26 protein-coding genes are annotated in these 24,590 nt (G+C 36.3%); 13 read left to right on the top strand and 13 right to left on the bottom strand.

What is annotated here, in order from left to right; translation table 11 throughout:
• The first annotated feature begins 63 nt into the window (after positions 1 to 63).
• On the top strand, positions 64 to 3,126 hold the full coding sequence (locus H5968_RS00510; protein ID WP_187038364.1) for a type I restriction endonuclease subunit R: 3,063 nt from the start codon (positions 64 to 66) through the stop codon (positions 3,124 to 3,126).
• 19 nt (positions 3,127 to 3,145) lie between these two features.
• Here H5968_RS00510 and H5968_RS00505 read toward each other — a convergent pair whose 3' ends face one another.
• Both H5968_RS00505 and H5968_RS25335 read right to left on the bottom strand, forming a co-directional pair.
• The gene (locus tag H5968_RS00505) at positions 3,146 to 3,418 is read right to left on the bottom strand and encodes a hypothetical protein (RefSeq protein ID WP_187038363.1); all 273 of its coding nucleotides are present in this window, start codon (positions 3,416 to 3,418) and stop codon (positions 3,146 to 3,148) included.
• Between the two features lie 127 nt (positions 3,419 to 3,545).
• Complete coding sequence (locus tag H5968_RS25335; protein ID WP_255426995.1) at positions 3,546 to 3,674, bottom strand: hypothetical protein; 129 nt, start codon at positions 3,672 to 3,674, stop codon at positions 3,546 to 3,548.
• Between the two features lie 82 nt (positions 3,675 to 3,756).
• Between H5968_RS25335 and H5968_RS00500 the strand changes: the two genes are divergently transcribed.
• Together H5968_RS00500 and H5968_RS00495 are read left to right on the top strand one after the other, a co-directional pair.
• The gene (locus H5968_RS00500; RefSeq protein ID WP_187038362.1) at positions 3,757 to 4,512 is read left to right on the top strand and encodes a M48 family metallopeptidase; all 756 of its coding nucleotides are present in this window, start codon (positions 3,757 to 3,759) and stop codon (positions 4,510 to 4,512) included.
• 163 nt (positions 4,513 to 4,675) lie between these two features.
• Entirely contained in the window at positions 4,676 to 5,422 is a 747-nt protein-coding gene (locus H5968_RS00495; RefSeq protein ID WP_187038361.1) for an SIMPL domain-containing protein, read from the top strand.
• A 128-nt stretch (positions 5,423 to 5,550) separates the two neighbouring features.
• On the opposite strand, the gene H5968_RS00490 is transcribed toward H5968_RS00495, so the two are convergent.
• Positions 5,551 to 5,913 (bottom strand): single-stranded DNA-binding protein, encoded by a 363-nt coding sequence (locus H5968_RS00490; RefSeq protein WP_187038360.1) that lies wholly within the window; start codon positions 5,911 to 5,913, stop codon positions 5,551 to 5,553.
• A 408-nt stretch (positions 5,914 to 6,321) separates the two neighbouring features.
• Here H5968_RS00490 and H5968_RS00485 point away from each other — a divergent pair, with 408 nt between their 5' ends.
• The 5 genes from H5968_RS00485 to ribD all read left to right on the top strand — a co-directional run bounded on the left by H5968_RS00485 (position 6,322) and on the right by ribD (position 10,598).
• Positions 6,322 to 7,326 carry a rod shape-determining protein gene (locus H5968_RS00485; protein WP_187038359.1) on the top strand — a complete coding sequence of 335 codons (1,005 nt, stop codon included), beginning with the start codon at positions 6,322 to 6,324 and terminating at the stop codon, positions 7,324 to 7,326.
• A gap of 247 nt (positions 7,327 to 7,573) precedes the next feature.
• The gene (locus H5968_RS00480; RefSeq protein WP_187038358.1) at positions 7,574 to 7,741 is read left to right on the top strand and encodes a hypothetical protein; all 168 of its coding nucleotides are present in this window, start codon (positions 7,574 to 7,576) and stop codon (positions 7,739 to 7,741) included.
• Positions 7,742 to 7,784: 43 nt separating this feature from the next.
• Complete coding sequence (mreC, locus tag H5968_RS00475) at positions 7,785 to 8,564, top strand: rod shape-determining protein MreC (protein WP_187038357.1); 780 nt, start codon at positions 7,785 to 7,787, stop codon at positions 8,562 to 8,564.
• 78 nt (positions 8,565 to 8,642) lie between these two features.
• Positions 8,643 to 9,281: a rod shape-determining protein MreD gene (mreD, locus tag H5968_RS00470; RefSeq protein WP_187038356.1), complete on the top strand. Its 639-nt coding sequence runs from the start codon at positions 8,643 to 8,645 to the stop codon at positions 9,279 to 9,281.
• A gap of 207 nt (positions 9,282 to 9,488) precedes the next feature.
• On the top strand, positions 9,489 to 10,598 hold the full coding sequence (ribD, locus tag H5968_RS00465; RefSeq protein ID WP_187038355.1) for a bifunctional diaminohydroxyphosphoribosylaminopyrimidine deaminase/5-amino-6-(5-phosphoribosylamino)uracil reductase RibD: 1,110 nt from the start codon (positions 9,489 to 9,491) through the stop codon (positions 10,596 to 10,598).
• 73 nt (positions 10,599 to 10,671) lie between these two features.
• Here the strand turns inward: ribD and H5968_RS00460 are convergent, their stop codons facing one another.
• Entirely contained in the window at positions 10,672 to 10,890 is a 219-nt protein-coding gene (locus H5968_RS00460) for a hypothetical protein (protein ID WP_096568007.1), read from the bottom strand.
• 916 nt (positions 10,891 to 11,806) lie between these two features.
• Between H5968_RS00460 and H5968_RS00455 the strand changes: the two genes are divergently transcribed.
• The 4 genes from H5968_RS00455 (at position 11,807) to H5968_RS00440 (ending at position 13,771) form a co-directional block, all read left to right on the top strand.
• Positions 11,807 to 12,289, top strand: a complete 483-nt coding sequence (locus H5968_RS00455) for a hypothetical protein (protein WP_187038354.1) — start codon at positions 11,807 to 11,809, stop codon at positions 12,287 to 12,289.
• Between the two features lie 38 nt (positions 12,290 to 12,327).
• On the top strand, positions 12,328 to 12,501 hold the full coding sequence (locus H5968_RS00450; protein ID WP_187038353.1) for a hypothetical protein: 174 nt from the start codon (positions 12,328 to 12,330) through the stop codon (positions 12,499 to 12,501).
• A gap of 18 nt (positions 12,502 to 12,519) precedes the next feature.
• Positions 12,520 to 13,131: a cupin gene (locus H5968_RS00445; RefSeq protein ID WP_187038352.1), complete on the top strand. Its 612-nt coding sequence runs from the start codon at positions 12,520 to 12,522 to the stop codon at positions 13,129 to 13,131.
• 163 nt (positions 13,132 to 13,294) lie between these two features.
• Complete coding sequence (locus H5968_RS00440) at positions 13,295 to 13,771, top strand: ArsC/Spx/MgsR family protein (protein WP_187038351.1); 477 nt, start codon at positions 13,295 to 13,297, stop codon at positions 13,769 to 13,771.
• 162 nt (positions 13,772 to 13,933) lie between these two features.
• Here the strand turns inward: H5968_RS00440 and H5968_RS00435 are convergent, their stop codons facing one another.
• The 5 genes from H5968_RS00435 to bchB form a co-directional block, all read right to left on the bottom strand.
• Positions 13,934 to 14,185 carry a DUF4926 domain-containing protein gene (locus tag H5968_RS00435; protein ID WP_187038350.1) on the bottom strand — a complete coding sequence of 84 codons (252 nt, stop codon included), beginning with the start codon at positions 14,183 to 14,185 and terminating at the stop codon, positions 13,934 to 13,936.
• A gap of 4 nt (positions 14,186 to 14,189) precedes the next feature.
• The gene (locus H5968_RS00430; protein WP_187038349.1) at positions 14,190 to 14,333 is read right to left on the bottom strand and encodes a hypothetical protein; all 144 of its coding nucleotides are present in this window, start codon (positions 14,331 to 14,333) and stop codon (positions 14,190 to 14,192) included.
• An 87-nt stretch (positions 14,334 to 14,420) separates the two neighbouring features.
• Positions 14,421 to 14,777, bottom strand: a complete 357-nt coding sequence (locus tag H5968_RS00425; protein WP_187038348.1) for a hypothetical protein — start codon at positions 14,775 to 14,777, stop codon at positions 14,421 to 14,423.
• 15 nt (positions 14,778 to 14,792) lie between these two features.
• Complete coding sequence (locus H5968_RS00420) at positions 14,793 to 15,194, bottom strand: hypothetical protein (RefSeq protein ID WP_187038347.1); 402 nt, start codon at positions 15,192 to 15,194, stop codon at positions 14,793 to 14,795.
• A 144-nt stretch (positions 15,195 to 15,338) separates the two neighbouring features.
• A complete protein-coding gene (gene bchB / locus H5968_RS00415; RefSeq protein ID WP_187038346.1) occupies positions 15,339 to 16,889 on the bottom strand; it encodes a ferredoxin:protochlorophyllide reductase (ATP-dependent) subunit B in 1,551 nt (516 codons plus the stop codon).
• A gap of 451 nt (positions 16,890 to 17,340) precedes the next feature.
• Here bchB and H5968_RS00410 point away from each other — a divergent pair, with 451 nt between their 5' ends.
• The gene (locus H5968_RS00410; protein WP_187038345.1) at positions 17,341 to 18,030 is read left to right on the top strand and encodes a Uma2 family endonuclease; all 690 of its coding nucleotides are present in this window, start codon (positions 17,341 to 17,343) and stop codon (positions 18,028 to 18,030) included.
• 70 nt (positions 18,031 to 18,100) lie between these two features.
• On the opposite strand, the gene H5968_RS00405 is transcribed toward H5968_RS00410, so the two are convergent.
• The 4 genes from H5968_RS00405 to H5968_RS00390 form a co-directional block, all read right to left on the bottom strand.
• Entirely contained in the window at positions 18,101 to 20,566 is a 2,466-nt protein-coding gene (locus tag H5968_RS00405; protein ID WP_187038344.1) for a BsuBI/PstI family type II restriction endonuclease, read from the bottom strand.
• 116 nt (positions 20,567 to 20,682) lie between these two features.
• Complete coding sequence (locus H5968_RS00400; protein ID WP_096567990.1) at positions 20,683 to 21,252, bottom strand: peptidylprolyl isomerase; 570 nt, start codon at positions 21,250 to 21,252, stop codon at positions 20,683 to 20,685.
• A gap of 277 nt (positions 21,253 to 21,529) precedes the next feature.
• The gene (locus H5968_RS00395; RefSeq protein WP_187038343.1) at positions 21,530 to 23,563 is read right to left on the bottom strand and encodes a primary-amine oxidase; all 2,034 of its coding nucleotides are present in this window, start codon (positions 23,561 to 23,563) and stop codon (positions 21,530 to 21,532) included.
• A gap of 402 nt (positions 23,564 to 23,965) precedes the next feature.
• Complete coding sequence (locus H5968_RS00390; RefSeq protein WP_187038342.1) at positions 23,966 to 24,490, bottom strand: tetratricopeptide repeat protein; 525 nt, start codon at positions 24,488 to 24,490, stop codon at positions 23,966 to 23,968.
• Positions 24,491 to 24,590 lie beyond the last annotated feature (100 nt).

The following is a 24,590-nucleotide window of genomic DNA, read 5'->3' as shown; positions in this document are numbered from 1 at the left end:
AACCTTTGCGTCTTTGCGGCTTTGCGTGAGAAATAATATACTAAAAAATAAACAGTAAAAACCATGAGCAAAGTCGGACAACCAGAACGCGCAACCCAGAACCGAGTCATCGCACTACTCACCCAAAAACTAGGTTATCAATACATAGGAAACTGGTACAACCGCGCAAACAACAGCAACATAGAAACCGACTTACTCACCACATTTTTACGAGACATTCAAAAATACCCCCCAGACCTCATCAACAAAGCACTTCACGAACTAACCAAACACACCAACGACAAAACCCAAAAACTCTACAACATCAACAAAGAAATATACACCCTCCTACGTTACGGTATCAAAATCAAACCAGAAGCAGGGGAAAACACACAAACCCTTTACCTGATCAACTGGGAAGAACCCTTAAAAAATAGCTTTTACATCGCCGAAGAAGTCAGCATCAAAGGCGAAAACACCAAACGACCAGATATAGTTTTATACATTAACGGCATCGCTTTAGCAGTGCTGGAACTAAAACGCAGCACTGTACCTGTTTCCGAAGCAATTCGCCAAAATCTAGACAATCAAAAATCAATATTTATCAAATCTTTCTTTAACACCATGCAGCTAGTCATGGCAGGTAACGACACCCAAGGACTACGTTATGGAACAATTGAAACCCCAGAAAAATATTACCTTACCTGGAAAGAAGACACCCACAGCGAAATTATCAACACCCTAAATATTACCAACATCTTAGATCAACACCTGCTGCAACTATGCGAAAAACACCGCTTTCTAGAAATTATCCACGACTTCACCTTATTTGATAGCGGTATTAAAAAAATTTGTCGCTCTCATCAATACTTAGGTATAAAAGCCGCCCAAGAGTATATTAAACGTCGAGAGGGTGGTATCATCTGGCACACCCAAGGCAGCGGAAAAAGCTTAACAATGGTCTGGTTAACCAAATGGATACGAGAATATAACCCCAACGCTAGAGTATTAATAATTACTGACCGCGAAGAACTAGATGGACAAATTGAAAGTATTTTTTTAGGTGTCAATGAAAACATTTACCGCACCCAAAGCAGTCAGGATCTCATTACCCAATTACAAAATACCACACCCTCGTTAATTTGTTCCTTAATACATAAATTCGGGAAAAATAACAGTAACAACGAATCAAAAGACTACGAAGAATTTATCAAACAAATAAAACGCAACCTCCCCCAAAACTTCCAACCCCAGGGAGAATTTTATGTATTTGTCGATGAATGTCACCGCACCCAGTCCGGTAAATTACATAAAGCTATGAAAAAAATACTACCAAATGCTTTATTTATCGGTTTTACAGGAACACCATTATTAAAACAAGACAAACAAAAAAGCATCGAAGTTTTTGGTAACTATATTCACACCTATAAATTTAACGAAGCAGTAGAGGATCAAGTAGTTTTAGACTTACGTTATGAAGCTCGTCATGTAGAGCAGTATATCACCTCCCAAAGCAAAATTGATCAATGGTTTGAAAGTAAAACCAAACAATTAACAGAAACCGCAAAAGCAGAACTTAAAAAACGCTGGGGAACAATGCAAAAAATCCTCAGTTCCAAATCTCGACTAGAGATCATAGTCAAAGATATCATGTTAGACTTTAGCACAAAAGACAGATTACAAAATAGTAAAGGTAACGCCATTTTAGTAGCTGGAAGTATATATGAAGCTTGTAAATATTATGAAATCTTCCAAAATGCCGGCTTTACAAAATGCGCCATTATTACATCTTATGATGGTTCACTGCAAAGCATCAAAGGAGAAAGCACCGGTGAAGGAAAAACCGACAAAATACATCAATATGAAATCTATCAAAAAATGCTCAACGGACAAAAACCAGACAAATTTGAAACAGAGGTAAAAAACGACTTTGTTCACCATCCTGAAAAGATGAAATTATTAATAGTCGTCAATAAACTATTAACTGGTTTTGATGCACCACCAGCAACATATTTATATATAGATAAATCCATGAGAGATCATGATTTATTTCAAGCAGTTTGTCGAGTCAACCGATTACATACACCAGACAAAGAATATGGTTATATTATAGATTATAAAGACCTATTTCAAAGTTTAGAAAAATCAGTTTATGATTACACATCAGCAGCATTTAGTGAATATGACAGCGATGATATAAACGGCTTATTAACTGATAGATTAGAAAAAGGCAAAAATGACCTAGAAACCGCCAGAGAAGCCCTAAAAGCCCTTTGTGAACCTGTAAAATACCCTTATGATACCCCAGATTATATTAAATATTTTTGTGGCAATACCCAAAACCCAGAAGATTTACAAACCACCGAACCCAGAAGATTAGTATTATATAAAAGTGTTGCTGCCTTAGTCAGAAAATATGCTAATATTGCCAACGAACTAGAAACCGCAGGATATACAACGAGAGAAATTTTTGATATTCAACAAGAAGTCAAACATTATCAAATTGTCTCAGAAGAAATTAAACTAGCAAGTGGTGATAAAATAGATTTTAAAGTTTATCAAAATGATATGCGTCACCTGATAGATAGTTATATTGGTGCAAAAGAAAGTCAAATTTTAGCCAACTTTGAAAATCTGACTTTAGTAGAATTAATAGTTAACAATGGAGTGAGTGCAGTCAATAGCTTACCTCCAGGAATTAGAAATAATCAAACTGCTGTTGCAGAAACCATAGAAAATAATCTGCGAAAGTTAATCATAGAACAAGAACCCACCAACCCCAAATACTTTGAGAAAATATCAATTTTATTAAATGAATTAATAGCGATCCGTCAAGATGAAACTCTAGCATATCAAGAATACTTACAAAAAATAGTCGCCCTAGCTAAACAAATTCACCAACCAAGTACATCATCCCAATATCCTGAGAGTTTAGATACACCTGCTAAAAGATCATTATATGATAATTTAGATCAAAATGAAGAATTAGCTTTAAATATAGATGCAGCAGTGAGAAATAGTCAACAAGATAGTTGGAGGGGAAACAAAATGAAAGAAAGGTTAATTAAAAACGCCATTAAGAAATTTATCAAACCAGAAGATTTAGAAAGTATATTTGAGATAATTAAACAGCAAAGTGAATATTAAGGTGATGGGTGATTAATTATTAATTTGACGACAAGATTATTTCCTGTAGGGGCGAAGCATTCGGGCGATCAATTCTCAATTTGACGACAAGATTATTTTCCGAATGCTTCGCCCTATGACTATTGATTCCTGTACAGGTGTTCAGCATTCGGGGGATTGATGATAAATTTGACGACAAGATTATTTCCTGTAGGGGCGAAGCATTCGGGCGATAAATTATTAATTTGATGACAAGATTATTTTCCGAATGCTTCGCCCTATGACTATTGATTCCTGTAGAGGTGTTCAGCATTCGGGGGATTGATGATAAATTTGACGACAAGATTATTTCCTGTAGGGGCGAAGCATTCGGGCGATAAATTATTAATTTGATGACAAGATTATTTCCTGTAGGGGCGAAGCATTCGGGCGATAAATTATTAATTTGATGACAAGATTATTTCCTGTAAGGGCGAAGCATTCGGGCGATCAATTCTCAATTTGACGACAAGATTATTTTCCGAATGCTTCGCCCTATGACTATTGATTCCTGTACAGGTGTTCAGCATTCGGGGGATTGATGATAAATTTGACGACAAGATTATTTTCCGAATGCTTCGCCCCTACGACTCCTGACTCCTTTAAATAACTATGCAAACCTATCAAATAACCATCGGAGAATTAACTATAGATGTCGTCAGAAAAGACATTAAAAATCTACATCTAGCAGTTTATCCTCCAGATGGAAGAGTAAGAATTGCCACACCTTTACATATTAATGATGAATCCTTGCGATTATTTGTAATTGAAAAATTAGCATGGATTAAAAAACATCAAATTAAGTTTCAATCTAATAATCAATCTAATAAATCTAATAATCAACCTAATAATCAACCTAATAATCAATTTTCCAACCTACCGGAAAAAATAGCATATTTATCAGGAGAAAATCACTACTTTCAAGGTAAAAGCTATATATTAAACGTGATTGAAAAACCTGGTAATGCACAAATAGAAATTAGAAATAACACATATATTGATTTATATATTAAACCAGGAAGTAATACAGAACAACGGCAAAAAGTCTTAAATAATTGGTATCGTCAACAATTAAAAATACAAATTCCCCCATTAATAGCTAAATGGGAAAAAATCATAGGTGTAAATATTAACGAATGGGGAATAAAAACCATGAGAACAAAATGGGGAACTTGCAATATACAAGCTAAACGCATTTGGTTAAATTTAGAACTCGCAAAAAAACCTATTCATTGTTTAGAATATGTAGTAGTGCATGAAATTACCCACCTGTTAGAACGCACCCATAACGCTAAATTTCAAGCTTTAATGGATCAATTTATACCACAGTGGCGGGAATATAAAAAAGAATTGAATAAAAATAATTAACAAACTAACTAATTTGTTACAAAAAACGTAACCAAAGCCAACTTGTATCTAGACAATGCCAAACTATCAATAGGAGTTAAATCTCCCAGATGTTTTAGTAACTGTTAACTGTTAAAAGTTGACAGTAGATAATTGATTGATTTTTTTGAGGAGTGTGCATTTTATGTCTAGAAATACCTTATCAATTTCTTCCCTTCATATCAAGAACCTGGGAAAAATTCTTTATTCCACCTTATTAATATGTATGATATTCGCCCTACCAGCATCAGCCGAAGAAAAAGCCAAATTATGGCGCACCTTAACCGTTAGCGGAAGTGGAGTAGAAAGAATTGCTACCACCTTATCACAAGTTAGTTTAGGTGTAGAAGTGCAAGGAAAAACAGCCGAAGAAGTACAAAAAGAAGCCGCCCGCAAGTCATCTGCCGTAGTCGCCTTACTTAAAAGCCGCAATGTCGAGAAATTAGAAACCACAGGAGTGCGGCTAAACCCAGTTTATAGTTATACCAACAACGTCCAAAGAATTACAGGTTATGCAGCCAGCAACACCGTTAGTTTTCGCTTTCCCACCGATAAAGTCGGTACATTATTAGATGAAGCAGTCAAAACCGGAGCAACACAAATTAATGGTATTAGTTTTGTCGCCACAGATGAAGCTATTAGCAACGCCCAAAAACAAGCATTAAAAAAAGCTACCCAGGATGCCCAACAACAAGCCGATGCAGTTCTTGACACCTTGGGTTTTCAACCAAAAGAAATAGTGAGTATTCAAATTAATGGGGCAAGTGCGCCCCCACCACCAATGTTACAACGGGCTGAAATTGCTAAAGCAAACTTCGCAGATGCTTCCACCCCCATAGTCGGCGGTGAACAAGAAGTACAAGCATCTGTTACTTTGCAAATTAGTTATTAGGAACAGGGAACAGGGAATAGGGAACAGGGAACAGGAAACAGGGAACAGGGAACAGGGAACAGGGAACAGGAAATATTTATCTTTATTCTGACTCCTGACTCCTGACTCCTGACTCCTGACTCCTGCACCTAAAAATTCTCTGGAGACATATCCCCCATAGCTGCCTCAGTATCACGCTTAGAACCGAGTAATTCTAGTTGGTCTACGTAAATGACTGGTTTTGAACGGTTAACACCTGTTTGGCGATCGCTCCAACTATCAAATTTCAAAGAACCTTTAACCCCAATTAAACTTCCTTTACGCACATAATTACCTGCTACTTCCGCAGTTTTTCCCCACAGTTCCAAATTAAACCAGTCTGGTTGATCACTATTTTTTGTTTTTCTATTAACCGCTAAAGTTAACTCACATTTAACCTTTCCCGACTCAAAATACCTGATATTCGGATCGCCACCTACACGTCCAACAAGAGTGACAACATTAATGCTCATGGGTCTTACCTTAGTCTTAAATTACTGTTAAACTTGAGTACGATTGTACTGATTAATTTTTGATCTCATAATAACCAATTGTAAAAACCTGGAAAATATGTTAAGTAATTAACAATCATATATGTTAATTGTCCCAGATGATTTAAAAATTACTGGTAATTATTGCCCAAATTATACGGTTAAGTTCAGTAAATATGAGAAGAGAGAAAATAAGATGACTGCTACAGCCATCAACATTGACAAAAATTATAGAAAAAAATAGTCTGATTTACTGGAGTCAGGCAACTAAAGATCATAAAATCCAGGAAAATTAAATGTCACACTTATCAATTAACACTCACAAATTAGCGCATATAGGGGGCATAGATACGCGTGGGTCTTTTTCGTAACTTTCGCTCATCATGGGATATGGGTATCGACCTCGGTACAGCCAACACCCTAGTTTATGTATCTGGTAAAGGAATTGTACTACAAGAACCGTCAGTAGTTGCCATTGATCAAAATGAAAAAATAGCACTAGCAGTAGGAGAAGATGCCAAAAAAATGCTCGGACGGACACCGGGTAATGTAATAGCAGTCCGCCCCCTGCGTGATGGTGTCATTGCTGATTTTGAGACGGCCGAACTGATGCTAAAAAGTTTTATCCAGCGAGTAAATGAAGGTAAGTCCCTGATTTTACCACGGATAGTCATTGGTATTCCCAGCGGTGTTACAGGGGTAGAAAGACAAGCTGTAATGACTGCCGCGTCTCATGGAGCTAGAGAAGTATACTTAATTGATGAACCAGTAGCAGCAGCCATTGGTGCTGGCTTACCAGTAGCCGAACCCACCGGTAACATGATCATTGATATTGGTGGTGGGACAACAGAAGTAGCTGTACTCAGTTTACAAGGAACAGTCATCAGCGAATCAGTACGTATTGCCGGAGATGAATTAACAGACTCAATTATTCAGTATATGAAAAAAGTTCATAACCTGGTAATTGGTGAAAGAACAGCAGAAGACATCAAAATTCGTATTGGTTCTGCCTATCCTACCGACGATGATCACGATGCGATCATGGAAGTCCGGGGTTTACACCTGCTTTCTGGATTACCAAGAACAGTCACAATCAAAGGTCCAGAAATTCGAGAAAGTATGTTGGAACCATTGTCAATAATTATAGAAGCTGTCAAACGCACACTAGAACGGACACCACCAGAACTAGCAGCAGATATTATTGACAGAGGAATTATGTTAGCAGGTGGGGGCGCATTACTTAAAGGGATAGATACCTTAATTAGTCATGAAACAGGTATAGTCACTCATATTGCAGCAGATCCTTTAAGTTGTGTTGTCCTGGGTACAGGTCGTGTGCTAGAAAACTTCAAGCAGCTAGAAAGGGTATTCAGCGGACACTCTCGCAATATGTAGGCAAAAGCGAAAACAAGATAATGGATTCTGTAGCTATAGCTATAAAATAATATAGCCACCATTATTTTAATATAGCAGTTAGCAGTTAGCAGTTAGCAGTCAGCTTTTAAAACTCCTATCTGTTATACAGCAGATTACAGAACAATGAGGTACAAAATCTAAATTGAAACCTATACACTTTCACCAGTCTTACTCCTGACTCCTGACTCCTGCAAGGGCGAAGCATTCGGGCAATCAATTATCAATTTTGCTCACAGCTTATTTTCCTGTAAGGGCGAAGCATTCGGGCAATCAATTATCAATTTTGCTCACAGCTTATTTTCCTGTAAGGGCGAAGCATTCGGGCAATCAATTATCAATTTTGCTCACAGCTTATTTTCCGAATGCTTCGCCCCTACGACTTCTGACTTCTTAATTCTGCTCTATCTTAATAATTTATCAAATATAAACAGGCATAAATGTTTACGGCACGCCGTTGGTGGGAAAATAAGGGATTACAAATCGTTTTGTTAGCACTAGTCTTTGGTAGTGCTTGGACACTACGACAGACTCAAGGAGCGCTAGTGATGGAGATATATCTAGGTATTGCCACTCCATTAAAGACGTTGCAGCCAGGAAACACTCCTGAAAATCGCATCCGTGAAGCCAAGTTATTAGAATTGCAAACCCGGATAGTAGAGCTAGAAAGCCAAAATCAAAAACTACAAAGTTTATTGGGATACGTAGAGAAAGAACCACTTGCAAAACGCCCAATAGTAGCCAGGGTAATAGGACGCAGTGCTGGCCATTGGTGGCAGCAAGTAACCTTAAATAGTGGCACAAAAGCAGGTATTCAGAAAGGTTTTGTGGTCAAAGCAGAAGGCGGTTTAGTGGGTTTAGTAGAAAGCGTCACTCCCAATACTAGCCGTGTATTATTAGTTAGCGATCTGAAAAGTCAAGTAGGTGTCACTATTAGCCGTACATCTGCTAAAGGAGTTTTACGAGGTGATTCTTCCAGCGAAGGAGTGCTAGAGTTTTATGAAAAAGTCCCCAATGTCAAAGTTGGAGATTTAGTTTCTACCTCTACTTACAGTAAGAAATTTCCCGCTGGTGTACCAGTAGGCAGAATCAAATCTTTAGATTTAAAGAAACTCCCCACCTCAGTAGCCAAAGTTGAATTATTCCCACCAATACGCTATTTAGATTGGGTAACAGTATATCCAGGTCCAGAAAATACAGATCCGGAACAACCAAACTAAGAGGTGACTGGGGACTGGAAAAGAAAATTGTATCACCAATCACCGATCACCAATTACCTGAAAAATTGAGCAAAACCAATGAAAATTCCTGGATTTCCTGGCAGCACAAGCAAGAAAGCAAGAAAGCCAGTCCGCAAATCCAAATCCTTAATTCCCCAACTAACAGATTGGCATCCCTGGCTACGTCAAGTCATGGATTGGACAGTGACATCTGGCTCAGTGCTGTTATGTTTATTGATGTTGCCAACTCGATTCCCAGGCATGGAATTATTGGGTATTGGACCTAACTGGTTACTGATTTGGGTAGTAGCGTGGAGTGTGAAACGCTCTATATTTGCAGGTGCATTGGCAGGTATCATTTTAGGTTTACTGCAAGATGCTTTGACAGCGCCTCATCCGTCCCATGCCATCAGTTTAGGAATTGTAGGAATGCTGACCAGCCTAATTCAAAAGCAACGTTTTATTCAAGAAGACTTTATTTCTATTGCTTTAATCGTCTTTGGCATGGCGGTGGTGTCAAATACTATTTTGGCATTGCAATTTTCTTTCATGGGTGGTAGCTGTGGTACAGAATGTTTCCGCAAAGCGGAAGACATCTGGATATATTACCAACGTGTGGCCTTAGCTTCTGCTATTCTTAGTAGTCTATGGGCTCCTGTGCTTTATTACCCTCTCAATCGTTGGTGGCAAAAAATGAAATTAATTCATAATTCATAAAACAGGGAACAGGAGGCAGGAGGCAGGAGGCAGGAGGCAGGAGCAAAATAAATATTTCTTGCTCCCTGTTCCCTGTTCCCTATTTTTTGACTTTTGACTTTTAATTTTCTTCCCCACTCACCAGTCACCAGTCACCAGTCCCCAGTCCCCAGTCACCAGTCCCCAGTCCCCAATCACCAATCCCCAATCACCTCTTCCCCAGTCACAATGTCCTCAAATATGGTAAGTAGTGAATTTGATTCCCTGATGATGCAACGGTGTTTGCAATTAGCCCGGCGTGCTTTGGGACGCACTTCACCAAATCCATTGGTGGGGGCGGTGGTTGTCAAAGATGGGGAAATTGTCGGGGAAGGTTTTCATCCCCGTGCAGGTGAACCTCATGCCGAAGTTTTTGCCCTCCGAGCCGCAGGAGAAAAAGCTCGTGGCGCTACCATTTATGTCAGCCTCGAACCCTGTAACCATTACGGACGCACTCCTCCCTGTTCCGAAGGCTTAATCAAAGCAGGTGTATCTAAGGTAGTTGTGGGGATGGTCGATCCTAACCCTTTGGTAGCAGGAGGTGGTATTGCTCGTTTACGTGATGCGGGAATAGAAGTAGTCGTAGGGGTGGAAGAAGAAGCTTGTCAAAAACTAAATGAAGGTTTTATTCATCGCATTCTCTACAAACGTCCTTTAGGCATTTTGAAATATGCTATGACCCTGGATGGCAAAATTGCTACTAATTCTGGTCATAGTGCTTGGATCACAAATCCCGATGCCCGCAGCGAAGTACATCAACTCAGGGCAGCTTGTGATGCTGTCATTGTCGGTGGTAATACCGTTAGACAGGATAATCCTTATTTAACAACTCGTCAGCAAGAAGGACATAATCCTTTGCGGGTGGTGATGAGTCGCAGTTTGAATTTGCCAGAAAATGCCCGTCTGTGGGAAGTGGCGGAAGCTCATACTTTGGTGTTAACAGCAGTGGGCAGTTCCCCAGATTTTCAACAGATGTTGCTTAACAGGGGTGTGGAAGTGGTGGAATTTCCCTTGCTCACACCAGATCATGTTATGGCTTATCTATATGAGCGTGGTTTTTGCAGCGTATTATGGGAATGCGGAGGAACTTTAGCCGCAAGTGCGATCGCTCAAAATGCAGTCCAAAAAATTCTGGCTTTTATCGCTCCTAAAATCATTGGTGGTCGTCATGCTCCTACACCCGTAGGTGATTTAGGTTTTACTTCTATGACAGATGCTATACCCCTAGAAAGAGTTAATTGGCGTGTCGTCGGTTCTGACTGTTTAGTTGAAGGTTATTTACCACAAAAAAGTCAGTAGTTATTAGTTATTAGTTATTAGTCATTAGTTATTAGTCATTGGTTATTTTTCCCAATCACCAATTACCAATACCCTATGACTGTTGACGTTCATAAGCAAGATCACGGATAAGACTGAGCCGAGCGCGGATGTAGTCACAAAGAAAATCTATTTCATGGGGATCTAATAGGGCTTGTTTTGTGGTCTGTTTGACTAACCACTGTACCAAGCTGGCATCGTCCAGCTGCAAAAGAGTTACAGTTTGAGCAGCTTCAACTATAGACCAAAGCTGACGCATAATTGTAGGAGTCATTAGACCTCTATTTAATTATTTAGCTTAGTTTTTTCCAGATTACACAATTTCGATATTAGCTGACTGAATAAATGTACAAGTTGAGATAACTATTATTAAAGGCTTAACAAACTGATTTATATCTTGATAAATTTTAAAAAATATTAATTATCAAAAATTAACTTTACAATAGTTTACCTAACTTAGATAAGCTTTATAGCAGAAGTGTTGAATGTTAAGATTTTGAGGATATTGTCCAATTTGTGCATTAGTATCAGTGATACCAAATTTGAGCAATTAATGACTCTATTCTCAATAGACAATAGGTTTTACCTGGGTAAAACGCCAAGATTGTAAAGTTTTATTCCAGGATTCAACACTTGTGGCTTTATAGCTATTACTCATCAAATATTACAGTATCTAAATTATAGTTGTTTATTGTCCAATTGAAACAAAAGTTATAGGAAGAGTCAGTAGGGGCGCTGCAACCAAGCTGTATAGCACTCAGAAGTAAAAAAATCTGTTGGATAATGCTTTGTCTCCCTTGCTCACTTTGATCGTTTTTTCTTTTTCCCCTACTTATTGAGCCAATGTATGATTTTGTTTAATTATTTATTATTTTTCAATATATAGCATTTACCAAGCTAGTGAGGTACAGAGTTTTTTATCTTAGGGAATTGGGAATTGGGAATTGGGAATTGGTAACAGTAAATAAATTAGGGTGTACCTCATGAGACTGGGAAACGCTATATATAGATATTTAGATAATATAAAATTTTACATAATTACTTCTAGTCCATGCTATAAAATAAATTAGAGTGGGAATTGGTAATTGGTAATTGGTAATTGGTAATTGGTAATTGGTAAATTTAATCCTGAAAATCCTCACATCCTGAAAATCCTGATTCTGACAATCAATTTATATTTTTGAGTTCTTATGCAAACCAAAAACAAATTCTCCTGGTTTGATGTATCTGATGAAGTCAAAGAACTATTAATATTAGCCGCCAAAACATGGGAAAATACAGAAGAATCAGCCAAATATATGCAGCAAGCTTTAGCTAAAACCGGAGAAAATACAGATATTTTAGTTGCAGCTTACAGATATTTTTATTACAAAAATAATTATAGTTTAGCACTGACAACAGCCGAAAAAATAATTGCTAAAATCAAAGAAATAGAGAATTTACCTCATAATTGGGAAGAACTGCAACCAATCCTACAGCAAAGAAAAGAAGAACCCAATATCAGATTATTCTTAAATGCTTATGCTGCTTCTGGTTTAGTTGTAGCTAAACTAGGAAAGTTAGAACAAGCTAAAGAAATCAGTACCAAAATTCAAGGTATTGATAATAAAAATGATTTTGGTGCTAGTATTCTTTTCGATATTTTAACCCGTCCCCCAGAAGAAGACGAATAATTCTTAATTCGTAATTACAGATCACAAAATTACTAATCATGAACAATTGGTTTTCTCTCAACCCAATATCCTATCACTCTTTGTCATTATCTACAACTAATACCATTATTTTACCAGGACAACCGGAAAAGCCTCCAATTCCTGAAATTAGAAATCCTCAAGCTAATCCTCCTATGGTTTTTTTACCTAAATATTCACAGTTTACACTCTAGATTGATACGATATAAATTATGCAAGGTCAGGATTGGTTTATCTCTGGAGATGGAAAACATCAAATTTGTAAATCCGCGAGAGACTGGGATTTATTACGTGATAATTATCGCCTTTATCGCTTTCTTACGGAAGTAGAAGATGTTCTCAATCAAGTTGAGGATAAATCAACTTTTATTCCTCAACTGAGAATGTTAGTGAGGCGATTAATTATTAATTCCTATTGGTTACAAAGTCAAGTTTTAGAACCAGATCCGAAAACCGGAACATCAGTGTTATTATTATACGATGAATTGGGTTTTCCCTTAACAGTGCAAACAGTCACATTTGCACCAGGAACAACTTCTAATATTCATAATCATGGAACTTGGGGAATAGTCGCAATATTAAAAGGTCAGGAAAAAAACACATTTTGGCGACGTAATCCCACAGATGAATTTCCTGATAAAATTGAAAAAGTGGGAGAACTAAATTTACAACCTGGTGATTTAATTAGTTTTACACCTGAGACAATACATCAAGTTCAAGCTGTGGGTAATGAACCTACGGTTACATTTAATATTTATGGTGAAACCGATCCAAAAGCAAGATTTGAATTTTATGTAACTAATCACATTGCTAAAAAATTCTAATTTTTTTAAATTGTAGTGGCAAAAAGAGAAATAACACATTATTTTGATAAATATAGAATCCTAAATGAATGATTTATTTTTTCATCTGCGTTTATCTGTGTTCATCTGCGTTTAATGATTTCCCATCCAAAAATCAAACTTGAAACCTATAGGAGAAACAACAATGGCCAGAGTAATTTTCTATGAAAAACCAGGTTGTAAAAACAACACCAGACAGAAAGTATTACTCACAGCAGCAGGTCATCAAGTGATAGCATATAGCTTATTAACAGAACCTTGGACAAAAGAAAGATTAAAATCATTTTTTGGCGATCGCCCCGTAATTGAATGGTTCAACAAAGCTGCACCTAGCATCAAATCAGGAGAGGTAAACCCAGAAAACATTGACGCAGAAACCGCTTTAATGATGATGTTGAGAGATCCCCTATTGATCCGTCGTCCTTTATTAGAAGTAGGGGAGCAAAGAGAAGTAGGTTTTGATGTCGAAAAAATTGACGCATGGATAGGTTTAAAACCCGTGGATGAGTCTTTTAAAGCAATGAGTGAAAATTTAATGCAGCAAGACTTACAAGGTTGCGCTCATGGAAATAATCACGAACACCACCATCATGGGGAAGGTAGTTGTAAAAATCACGGTTAATGATGGAAATTTTTGTAGAAACCCATCAACGGATTAAAGATTGTAAATCTAAAATGATTATAGTCGTCTAAAGACGACTTTTGTTATTAGCCTCAGAATATGGCTTACGCCACGCTACGCTATCATTCTGAGGCGGTTTTTGATGGAAAATGTCAGTAGAATTTAAGCTGTTTGTCTTGCATCATATTCAACATTTCCCCAAGTTTCAGGAAGAGGGTTAACCCAAGAAATAGGAACAGAAACTACATCTAGAGTTTCACCGTCTGCAAAAACTTCTAAAATATATCCTGGTTCTAGTTGAGTTTTAGTAGGATTGAGATGATCCAAAACAACCCCCCTATTACCAGCTTTGACTAGGCTGTTAGGAACATCTTGTTTTAGTTCTACCCACTGAAATAGGGTGGCTGTTTTCATGGTTTTAAGTCTGGAGAGCCATTGATGTATGATAAACTTCTCCTTTATAGGGTTGCCAAATATAACCAGAACTAAATTCTTGGAAACCTGATAATGTTTCTAATCCCTGTGTCAGTTCTTTAGATAAAACTAATCCAGGATTTCCCATAAAGGATCTTTGCCAATTCCGCCAAATTTGGCTGGTTTGCGAGTTGCTGGTAAACTTTCAATTGATAGAGAAACAGACATTCCTTGTTTAAACATACGTAGGAAGAGAAGATGCTAATTCTTTGATATCTGTAAAAACTTTAGATAAAGTTTCACTGAAATAAACCACTTTATAATTAGGTGCAAGTTCTTTTTGTAGTTGTTTCCATAAACTAATACCTTCGTTTTCAAAAGCTGCTTTAGCTTCTAAACTAGAAAAACCCGATGAATTAGGATCTCCCCAGTTTAATTTTTCATCATAAATATCAGCCCATTGTTCTAAACGGCTAATGGTTTTTTGGCTGATTGGCAGTGTTTCTGGGTTAATATCTCCAGCTTTATCAGAACTAACCCACCATAGTGGGTAGCATCCATAATCAGCCATGAGTTTGATTTTTTCTGCCATAGTCACTTTACCAAGTTATGAGGAAGGTCTGGGATTAGCTCCAACTATATATCCATTATCACCTACAGTCACAGCTATATAATAGGTTTTGCCATTAAAATTAACTTCATAAATAGGGCGAGGAGTTTTTTTTCTGCCTTGATAACTAGTGATCTTTCCTTCTATAACTGCTTTAATAATTACATCTGGTATTTGATCTGCTTCTATTCCCTGATCTGCAAATTCTGAAGAATGTCTCTCCAATATGTGCTGAAGTCCTGCGTCAGCATTGCCTTCTTCTAAAAAGACAATCTTACCATCTGATTGCTTGGCAATCCGCACGATTTTCTCAGGGGTATGCTTAATACCTAGTTGGTCAAGTTCAGCTAATAGAGTTAGTCTATCTTGGTTTTGGTTTCTATTAAATTTTTGGTTCATTATAGTTAGTTAATATATTTTTTTATAATAACCTGATTATACTTTCAACTTGCAGTATTTGTCAATCCTTTTTAACCACAAAATTAAGGGATAAAGATCATCAATTAATCTTTACCCCTTAATATTATTAATTCAACCCCAAACCTAAGCCCCTACAGCCTCCTTAGCTGCATATAAAACTTCAGCCGAAATATCCTTAACCCCCCGTTCACGGGCAAACTTTTCCGTATTTCGCTTTACTTTCCCCCGCACAAAACCAGGAATTTTATTCAATTCTGCTAAACCATCTTTTGTCCAATGCAAATCAGATTCCGCAGAAATTCCTTTAGTAATTACCTCTTTTGTATCGTGTCCACCAAAGATTTCTAACAGGTGATCTTCCATTCCCAAAGTGAAAGAATTGTAGATTAAATCAGTGATTTGATTTGTACCTTCATAACCCATAAATGGTTTGTAACCTATGGGGAAATTTTGCACATGAATAGGTGCTGCAATGACTCCGCAGGGAATATCTAAACGTTTACCTACATGGCGTTCCATTTGTGTTCCGAAAATGGCAGATGGTTCAACACGAGCGATCGCATCCCCAATTTCTCCATGATCTTCGGTAATTAAAACCTCATCGCAATATTCGCTTACCTGTTCTCTAAACCAGTCAGCATCATATTTACAATAAGTACCCGCCCAAACTACATGAATTCCCATTTCTCTGGATAAGATTTTAGTAATAGCCGCAGCATGGGTACTATCACCAAAAACCACTGCTTTTTTACCTGTTAAATTTTGACAGTCAATAGAACGGGAAAACCAAGCAGCTTGAGATACATACAAAGTCTGTTCATTGATAAATTCCTCATAATCAACATTCGCACCTTTTATATTGAGCGAAGTCGAAATATGTTGATTAATTACTTGTTGAATTTTGCGGATACATCTAGCAGTTTCCACCACTCCCATCGGGGTAATATCTACAAAAGGTGTACCAAATTCTGCTTGTAAATAATTAGCAGTTAATAACCCCAATTCCCGATAAGGAACTAAGTTAAACCACGCTTTTGGTAAATTCTTTAATTCATGAACAGAAGCACCTTCAGGAATCACAGCATTAACTTCAATTCCTAAATCAGCCATTAATTTTTTCAGTTCTGTGCAATCATGATTATTATGAAAACCCAAGGTGGAAATACCAATAATATTTACTGAAGGATTTTCAGTTTTTGAAGTTGGTAATTCGTCTTTTTTCCGCGCTTTTTCAATGTAATATTTGACAATTTGATGTAAAGTTCTATCTGCTGCTTGCAGTTCATTCACGCGATAATGATTGACATCTGCTAACAACACATCACCTTTTGCATCCATTTGCGCCCGATCTACAAAGTTTTGTAAATCTTCTTGTAAAATACTTGATGTGCAAGTAGGAGTTAAAACAATTAAATCTGGGTGTTCTTCTGCATCCTTGCGGGTGATATTTTCTACTACTTTTTCTTGAGAACCACGCGCTAAAACATGACGATCTACAATACTAGCTGTAACTGGTGTAAAATCACGTTCTCTGGATAACATCGAACGCATAACGTTAAAATAATCATCTCCTAAAGGAGCGTGCATAATAGCGTGAACATTTTTAAAGGAACTAGCAACCCGTAAAGTACCAATGTGAGCAGGTCCAGCATACATCCAGTAAGCTAATTTCATTCGGTCTTCTCCCTTTATCACTCAAGTAACTATGAGTTTTTGATTATTATTTGATGATTAACTTGGATTGTCGCAAAACTTTTAGCTATCAACAAATAAGCTTTTTTAAGTACGTGAAGTTAACTTCTCAGTGTTAGCAAATCTTAGCATTGCTCAAAGGTAGTCATAGATAGGATTTCGGGGATTAAGTGCTAAAATTTTTCCATGGTTTAAGTAAAGAAGTCTTAATATTTTGATAAATATTTTGATAAATATAGGACTTACGCAAGATGTGACTGAAAACCTTATTCTTGCGTAGGGGTAATTCATGTAGCTTGCTTCCCGAAGGGTATTACCCCTACTTTCGTTCCCTTTTGCGTAAGTCCTGAAATATTTTTATCAGTTTTTAGAGATATGTAAAGTGTTTTTTTGTTATCATGTATTTATGGTGTAATTATCCAGTAAAAAAATAATGGTTAAACTACCCTTTCCTTCTACTTTTATTTTTCCTTTAACTAACGGTGATAAACTTAATCGTTATGAATTTGAGCGTCGTTATGATAGTACAAGTGATATAAAAAAAGCTGAATTAATTGAAGGAATTGTTTATATTATGCCTGCTGCTTTACGTTTTAAAAGTCATGGTCAACCTCATGCTAGAATAACAGGTTGGCTATTTAATTATGAAGCTATGACTTCTGGTGTAGAATTAGCGGTTGAACCTACAGTGCGTTTAGACTTCGATAACGAACCTCAACCAGATGCAGTTTTGATTATTACACCAGAAGCAGGTGGACAAACTAGAATTAGTGAAGATGATTATATTGAAGGTGCGCCGGAATTAGTAGTAGAAATTGCTGCTAGTAGTGCAGCTATTGATTTACATGGTAAAAAACAAGCTTATCGTCGTAATGGTGTGAAAGAGTATATTGTTTGGCAAGTTTTAGAGCAAAAATTAACTTGGTTTTGTTTAGAAAAAGGTGAATATTTAGAATTAGTTGCTGATGAAAATGGTATTTTAAAAAGTCGTCTATTTCCAGGTTTATGGTTAGCAGTAAATGAGTTGTTAACAGGTAATATGTCTGATGTTTTGCAGGTTTTACAAGCTGGGTTACAGTCTGTTGAACACGCGGATTTTGTTAGTAAATTAGGTAATGGTTAAAGTTTTTAAAAACTTTTATTTTGATTTTTTTGCCTTTATATAAAACTTTAATATGGTTAAAATCGCAGATTTATGAATATGGTCCAAGAAATCTTTCCCCATTAAAATGAATTAAATGATCTGGTTGATCTGCTACCCACACTTCTGTTTCCCAAGCAATTTCTCCTAAATATTTACTCATTGTCTTACGACTAGGAAAAGCAGTCATAAAAACTAACCCTTTATTACTATACTGGAAAAGTTGTTTTAACTCATTGTGTCTTTTGAGGTTAACAGGTCCATGACTGGTTACAGCTTCTATTAATATTAGCCAGTCTTGTTGTTGATAATAAACTACAATATCAGGCATTTTACCATGAGGATCTAAATCAAGTCCCATTTCTCTAAACTTTGCAGTTTCATTAATGATAAACTTATCCCCAGCATCACCTACATAAAGAACCAAACCTCCTGGTGTAAATCTAGGACAAAACTTTTCTAAAATGTCTTTGATTAAATTATTTTGTCCCCCTGATGATAGATAAATTGCTTGTCCATCTGGTAGAGTAACGGGAATTTGTGGTATATTTCTATTTATATTCTGCAATAAGTTTTTAACAGCAATAGCATAATTACGACGGGATTCCTCCCACAGTTCAGAATTATAGGATTTGATTAATGATAGTGCTGTTGGTTGTAATTGATAACACCATTTAGGACTATTAATTGGTCGGTTTGGTTGATCTGGATTTTCCACCACCAAACCCATTTGTACAAACTGGTGCATTGTTTGTCGTCTTACTGTTTCTCGTGTATTTGGTGCGTATTGTTTCCCATAAAAATCACGAAACCAATCCATCATTTCTGTAATTCTGCGTTTAGGTGCTGTTGCTTGATTCCAAGAAGTTTCTGGTCGAATATCTGCTAATGCGAGTAAACATAATGCGGATCTTTCGTTTTGTTGTTCTTTGGGTGCAGCAATTTCTTTCAGAATATTCATTGCTTCTTGAATACGTTTACTAGCTGCAATTGCGTTGATTGTTTCACTCATAATTGATAGATTTTTATTGACAATATCATCTAATTTATCTTGATCAAATCCAGATTCATTAATTTGTTTTCCCAGTTGAATTAAATCATCTTTACAGGGATATTTAACTTTGCGTAAGTCTGTAGCATTAACTTGTGTGTTACCGCTAAAAAGTCGAAAGTATTGATCAAATAAAGTTGAATTGAGAAATGCTGTTAAACCCTTTGCTAAGTTGATATTTATTCCCTTTCCTTGTGCATGATAGTAGTTAATATGATTCTCTATACCCAATACTGGGTAATCTATAGGGTAGGATACAGCAGCAACAACACGACGTTTTTCTTCTTTAGCAGAAAACCTTTTAGTTAAAACATAACAACCTTGGGGAATCAACCATTTTTGTGTTTCTTGAGTGTGAACAATAGCAATTGATTTTTTTGGATTTTGGGGAGGAAATAGAACTTTTCCTGGTTTAATAGATTCTGGATAAATTAGGGGAACTGTTTGATCATTTAAAAAATTTCTCAAAGCTGATTTGAGACGAAAATCTACAACTGGACCCGTGGATATTTCTAGACCTAATTCTTCTAAGGTAGATGGAAATTTATCCATTTGCACTTTTAAAGTATCTTCTAAATAGTTAGTAATAATATGGATAAAATTCTCAGGATTATCTTTTTCTATAATTTGATGATATGGAACAAGTCTAATTTCGGAAACTTGATCTAGTTCTATTTCTGAATTAATGCTGATTTGAATATAATTATCTTGATATTCTGTTTTAATAGCATGAAGAATAATATTTTCTTGAATAACATCATCCTCGGAAAATACTAAATCACGACTATCAAAAACATGAATTTTTTGCAGTGACATTTTCTGTAAAAACGCTTGACGAAATGGGCGGAAATAAGCACCATTACAGAAACTTCTGGGGGTGATTGCTACCATTTCACCATGTTCTGCAAGCTGTAACATTGTCAGCCAAACAAATGCACTATATAAATTTACTGTTTCAATTCCTAGTTTTGATAATTGTTTCCTTTCAATTGATTGACTGTTGATTTTTTTGTATGGTGGATTGATAATTGCATGGGTAAAATTTTGAGAAGCATTATTAAAAAGCGGTAAATTATTTGCTGTTAGACTATTAATAAAGCTTTCCTGTTTTACACTATAATCAGCTTTAATTCCTTTGTTTTCTAAAGCTCGACAACATTCTATCAGACATTTTTCTAAGGATGATATAAATGTTGACTCTATTTCATAAGCTGTGAGAAAACAACTTTCAACCTGATGGGAATTTAGCAACAGTTGTTCTACAAACGCAGCAGTTAAAGTCCCCACACCAGCACCAGGATCAAGTAAACTAATATGACCCGATAAATTATTAAATTGTCCTGCCATAAATTTGGCAACTGTAGCAGGAGTGAGAAATTGACCTAATTCACTTCTTTGAATTAAGTTCAATTTTGCAGATAAATTTACCCCGATGATATCTGTTATAATTGTAATATGACTGATCATTTTTCATACATAGATAAATGATTAGATAAATGATTAGATAAATGATTAGATAAATGATTTAAGTTATCAGACCCCAACTTGATTAAACAAGTCAAGGATCTGAAAAAATTACTTAATTACTTGCGGAAAATTTCCACTTTTTCTAACACCACATCTTGATTAGGGCGATCGCGTTTTGTAGGTACATTAGCGATTCTATTGACGATATCCATACCTTCAACTACTTGACCAAAAACACTGTGTCTTTTGTCAAGATGAGGTGTTGGTCCTTCTGTAATAAACCATTGAGAACCATTAGTTCCAGGTCCTGCATTAGCCATTGACAAAATACCTGGTTCATCATGCTTCAATTCAGGATGAAACTCATCCTCAAATCTATATCCTGGTCCACCAGTACCCCAACGATGAGACATATCAGGATAACGACTTAAAGGATCACCGCATTGAATCATAAAATCGGGAATGACACGGTGAAAGCGAACGCCATCATAAGCGGGAGTACCAAGCATAGATGCACCGGTTTTAGGATCTTTCCAGTCAATGTTTCCGGTAGCTAAACCGACAAAATTTTTAACAGTATTGGGGGTTCTATCTTCCTCCAATTTAACCACAATTTCACCCAAGGAAGTGGTTAAGCGGGCGTGAAGTTGTCCATCACCGGGAATATTAATATCTGGAAAGTTCATTAGTTTTTAGCTATCCTGTTTTCAAAACTGCGCGTGTTTGATATATCGTAGGCTAATTAACACTCACATTGCAAGTTTACAGATCAAATAATTTCTCTAGCGATTTGTCTATTAGACATCGACCGAATTTAAATATGTGTAGCCTGAAACCCTTGTAGGGACAATTCATGAATTGTCCTTACATTCATTTTCATCAAATGTCTATTGAGGCAGAACCTCATATATTTCATTACTTGTCAGAGACAGGTAACGAGAAAATAGATCGAGATGAAATGATTTATTCACCTAAATTAATCGCTGGATTTCTTTTAAAAAATCCCCTTGGCATCAGTTTAAAACTTACTTGATGTCGTGGCATTACAGGCCAATCTTCTGGACGAGGAACATGAGTCATACCCATTGTGTACCACACAACAATATCTTCATTTTCCAAAGATTCATTATCAGCAATATATTTCGGTAAACCTTCTCCGAGTGATGTTTGATTTGGATAATCACCACCTGCATACATTTCATCGGTTTTATATTTTGTTACCCAAAAATGATGAGTTGCAAAACCAGCTTTTTTTCGTATTTTTGCACCTTCTACTGCATACAAAATTGTATTTGCTCCTGGTATTAATATATATGCAGGTGCAACCCCTAAATGATTCTTTTTATCTGCACTGGTAATCATCCATTCTCGACTATGTTTAATATCTGCATCACGCACTGCTTCTGTTTCGGTTTTTAATAATGTATCTTCAACTGTAATGGCATTTCCTAAAGGATTTTGTTCACTGATAGGTAAAGCATTAACATTCATTTCCATAACATTATTATTTTGCCCATCAACATCTAAATCTAAGCGATAATTGAAAAAGTGCTGATGATTGACACCAAAGATATTTTTAGCTAATAATCTTCCCAAATAATTGCTAGATTGTTTTTCGTCAGATGTGCCTTGAGCTAACACAATTCCCGATAATTCATTTTCTATTTCTAAAGTTCCATCTTGGTGAAATATCCAATTTAAAGTATAATCATAATTGTCAACTGTTGTAATCATTTTCATGACTAATTCACGATTACGACGGACATAATTTTTTTGACTGTTAAAATCAAAATGTTTCCAAAGTACGCCGTTATCTCTTTCATAAATACCTATGACTCCCGGCATAGTATAAGGTTCACCTTCACCATTAGCAAAAGTGGCATTTAATAAAACTCCATTTTCAGGAATTTCTTGACCTAATTTTAGTTGATTTGCTAATAAACCAATATTGTATTCTCCCACATCAAAGGCGTTACGAAATGACCAATTTGGATTTGGATCACCGTAAGGAACTGCCATTTCTGAAAGACTTCCACGATATAAAACAGGTCTGATTTTTTCGCCATCGTTATATTTAACAAGATACAAAACCAAGCCTTCACGGGGGTGCATTAAATAACGAAATTGCCAACCTTGCCAAGTAATTTCATTACCTTGAATTTTGAATGTTGTACCTTCTGGTTGAATGATTTTTAAAGGTTTAGGTGGTGGTGTTAATTTATTGAAAGCTTTAATATCATAGTCCCAGTTTTCTTGGGAAATAGGAACTACACCATGATCTACAAAACTAGAAACTTCTTCTTTATTTAAATCAACAGTGACTAAAACACCTTCGATGGGGCGTGAGAAATAATTCCAATGTTTACCTTGATAATAGGATAAGGCACGGCAAATTCTATGACCATTTTTTGCTTCTGATGGAGTTAATATCCCTGCTCCCCAACAACTTATTTGTATTTGGTTAAAATCTTTAATTCCTCGTTTTTCCATTGCTTGTTGCCAGCGCGGATCAGATTTCACAACTTCTCTGGCTATTTGATCATCTGCGGGTAAAATTGCAGGTTGAACATGAGGTATTTCTTCCCAGTTAGTTAAGGTTTTGGTTATTAAATCAACTGTTGCTGTAAAAGTTTTATTGTGTTCCCTGTCATAAACTTGCAAAAAAACACGGCGGGTAAATTTTTGCCCAGGTTGAAAATTCAAGACTTGTTTTTTATCTGGTTCTTGTAATGTAATCATGGAAAAAAATGCTTTTTCGCTTAATCGTTTTTCCCGTTTTAATACTTCCACTGCTGTGGTAATTTCTGTTTCTGTTAAGGGGTTGAGGGGATGGGTAATAAATGATTTTTGATTTAATTCTTGAGCAAATGTAATATTAGGAAATAACAAATTGGTCAAAATTAAGATGCTTAGGGCGATCGCCAATTTTAAAATCTTTTGGTAGTAGGTATAAGTTGTTTCTGTAAATAGCCGAAAATGATGGAGATTGAAAAACATACTGTTTGATAACTAAGTAGGGGTTGCTGAGAAAGTCTTTCCGTGAGGGCATAGGAGTCAGGAGTCAGGAGTCAGGAGTCAGGAGGAGATTTGAAAATTTCTTTGCCATCTCTTGAAATCCCAAAAAATGCACACTTTTTCCGGTATACCCTTCAAAACCCTTGCACTAATTTCTGTGTTTATCAGCCTCTAACCTTTGATATATCAAGGTTTTAGGTTTATTCAGCAAACCCTAAGTAGAGTTAGTGAATATCTATTGATTTCAAAACTCTTACTGAAAAACAGTGTAATTAATATTAAAAAGCAATAAAAAAATCATACATAGTAAGGGTTTAGCAATGCTAAACCCCTACAGAAATATATCACCTGTCACCTGTCACCCGTCACCTGTCACCTGTCATATTATGCAGAAACTAATCTCCGCAAAGATTCGGCACGACGTTTAGCTATGGCGTTATTGGGTGAAAATTTTAGTGCTGCTTCATACATTTCCAATGCTTGAGCCATTAATTTTTTCTTCTCGTAAGCGTGGCCAAGATTATTTAAGGCTGTTACATAATCAGGTTTCAATTTCAGAGCTTCTTTGTACTGCCGAATTGCTAAGTCATATTGTTCTTGGGAAAAATAAACATATCCCAAACCATTGTAAACTGGGGCTATATCTTCTTCTCCCTCTTCTTCGGCGGCTTTGATAGCTTTTTGAAATAGGGGTATTGCCTGGGTAAAAACTTTTTTTTCAGAATAAATACTAGCTAATTCGTAATATTCTTGTGCAGTACCTTTTTCTTTTGTCAATTTGGTTTTCAACTGAGAAAGAGAATTTTCAAGTTTACGAGTTTTGAAAATCTGACGAAAAACACTCACTCCCGCAAATAGGAGCAACCCGACGAAAACTGAAAGATAAATGATTACTAGATTGTTATCCATTGGTTGCAAATACAAATATTAAACTTGCTTTCTCTATCTATTATCAACTTTCTGGGAAAATGAGAAAATAAATAAATTAAGAATTAACAATAAAAATTTC

Source organism: Sphaerospermopsis sp. LEGE 00249, assembly GCF_014299995.1.
In the GTDB taxonomy this organism is placed as follows: domain Bacteria; phylum Cyanobacteriota; class Cyanobacteriia; order Cyanobacteriales; family Nostocaceae; genus Sphaerospermopsis; species Sphaerospermopsis kisseleviana.
Note: the sequence above shows the minus strand (reverse complement) of the source record. Positions and strands in the feature narration are given on the sequence as shown.

Excerpts from the sequence above, each read along its gene's own strand:
- H5968_RS00510 (WP_187038364.1), top strand. The coding sequence starts at position 64 with ATGAGCAAAGTCGGACAACCAGAACGCGCAACCCAGAACCGAGTCATC.
- H5968_RS00505 (WP_187038363.1), bottom strand. The coding sequence starts at position 3,418 with ATGCTGAACACCTCTACAGGAATCAATAGTCATAGGGCGAAGCATTCG.
- H5968_RS25335 (WP_255426995.1), bottom strand. The coding sequence starts at position 3,674 with ATGCTGAACACCTGTACAGGAATCAATAGTCATAGGGCGAAGCATTCG.
- H5968_RS00500 (WP_187038362.1), top strand. The coding sequence starts at position 3,757 with ATGCAAACCTATCAAATAACCATCGGAGAATTAACTATAGATGTCGTC.
- H5968_RS00495 (WP_187038361.1), top strand. The coding sequence starts at position 4,676 with ATGTCTAGAAATACCTTATCAATTTCTTCCCTTCATATCAAGAACCTG.
- H5968_RS00490 (WP_187038360.1), bottom strand. The coding sequence starts at position 5,913 with ATGAGCATTAATGTTGTCACTCTTGTTGGACGTGTAGGTGGCGATCCG.
- H5968_RS00485 (WP_187038359.1), top strand. The coding sequence starts at position 6,322 with ATGGGTATCGACCTCGGTACAGCCAACACCCTAGTTTATGTATCTGGT.
- mreC (WP_187038357.1), top strand. The coding sequence starts at position 7,785 with ATGTTTACGGCACGCCGTTGGTGGGAAAATAAGGGATTACAAATCGTT.
- mreD (WP_187038356.1), top strand. The coding sequence starts at position 8,643 with ATGAAAATTCCTGGATTTCCTGGCAGCACAAGCAAGAAAGCAAGAAAG.
- ribD (WP_187038355.1), top strand. The coding sequence starts at position 9,489 with ATGTCCTCAAATATGGTAAGTAGTGAATTTGATTCCCTGATGATGCAA.
- H5968_RS00460 (WP_096568007.1), bottom strand. The coding sequence starts at position 10,890 with ATGACTCCTACAATTATGCGTCAGCTTTGGTCTATAGTTGAAGCTGCT.
- H5968_RS00455 (WP_187038354.1), top strand. The coding sequence starts at position 11,807 with ATGCAAACCAAAAACAAATTCTCCTGGTTTGATGTATCTGATGAAGTC.
- H5968_RS00450 (WP_187038353.1), top strand. The coding sequence starts at position 12,328 with ATGAACAATTGGTTTTCTCTCAACCCAATATCCTATCACTCTTTGTCA.
- H5968_RS00445 (WP_187038352.1), top strand. The coding sequence starts at position 12,520 with ATGCAAGGTCAGGATTGGTTTATCTCTGGAGATGGAAAACATCAAATT.
- H5968_RS00440 (WP_187038351.1), top strand. The coding sequence starts at position 13,295 with ATGGCCAGAGTAATTTTCTATGAAAAACCAGGTTGTAAAAACAACACC.
- H5968_RS00435 (WP_187038350.1), bottom strand. The coding sequence starts at position 14,185 with ATGAAAACAGCCACCCTATTTCAGTGGGTAGAACTAAAACAAGATGTT.
- H5968_RS00430 (WP_187038349.1), bottom strand. The coding sequence starts at position 14,333 with ATGGGAAATCCTGGATTAGTTTTATCTAAAGAACTGACACAGGGATTA.
- H5968_RS00425 (WP_187038348.1), bottom strand. The coding sequence starts at position 14,777 with ATGGCAGAAAAAATCAAACTCATGGCTGATTATGGATGCTACCCACTA.
- H5968_RS00420 (WP_187038347.1), bottom strand. The coding sequence starts at position 15,194 with ATGAACCAAAAATTTAATAGAAACCAAAACCAAGATAGACTAACTCTA.
- bchB (WP_187038346.1), bottom strand. The coding sequence starts at position 16,889 with ATGAAATTAGCTTACTGGATGTATGCTGGACCTGCTCACATTGGTACT.
- H5968_RS00410 (WP_187038345.1), top strand. The coding sequence starts at position 17,341 with ATGGTTAAACTACCCTTTCCTTCTACTTTTATTTTTCCTTTAACTAAC.
- H5968_RS00405 (WP_187038344.1), bottom strand. The coding sequence starts at position 20,566 with ATGATCAGTCATATTACAATTATAACAGATATCATCGGGGTAAATTTA.
- H5968_RS00400 (WP_096567990.1), bottom strand. The coding sequence starts at position 21,252 with ATGAACTTTCCAGATATTAATATTCCCGGTGATGGACAACTTCACGCC.
- H5968_RS00395 (WP_187038343.1), bottom strand. The coding sequence starts at position 23,563 with ATGTTTTTCAATCTCCATCATTTTCGGCTATTTACAGAAACAACTTAT.
- H5968_RS00390 (WP_187038342.1), bottom strand. The coding sequence starts at position 24,490 with ATGGATAACAATCTAGTAATCATTTATCTTTCAGTTTTCGTCGGGTTG.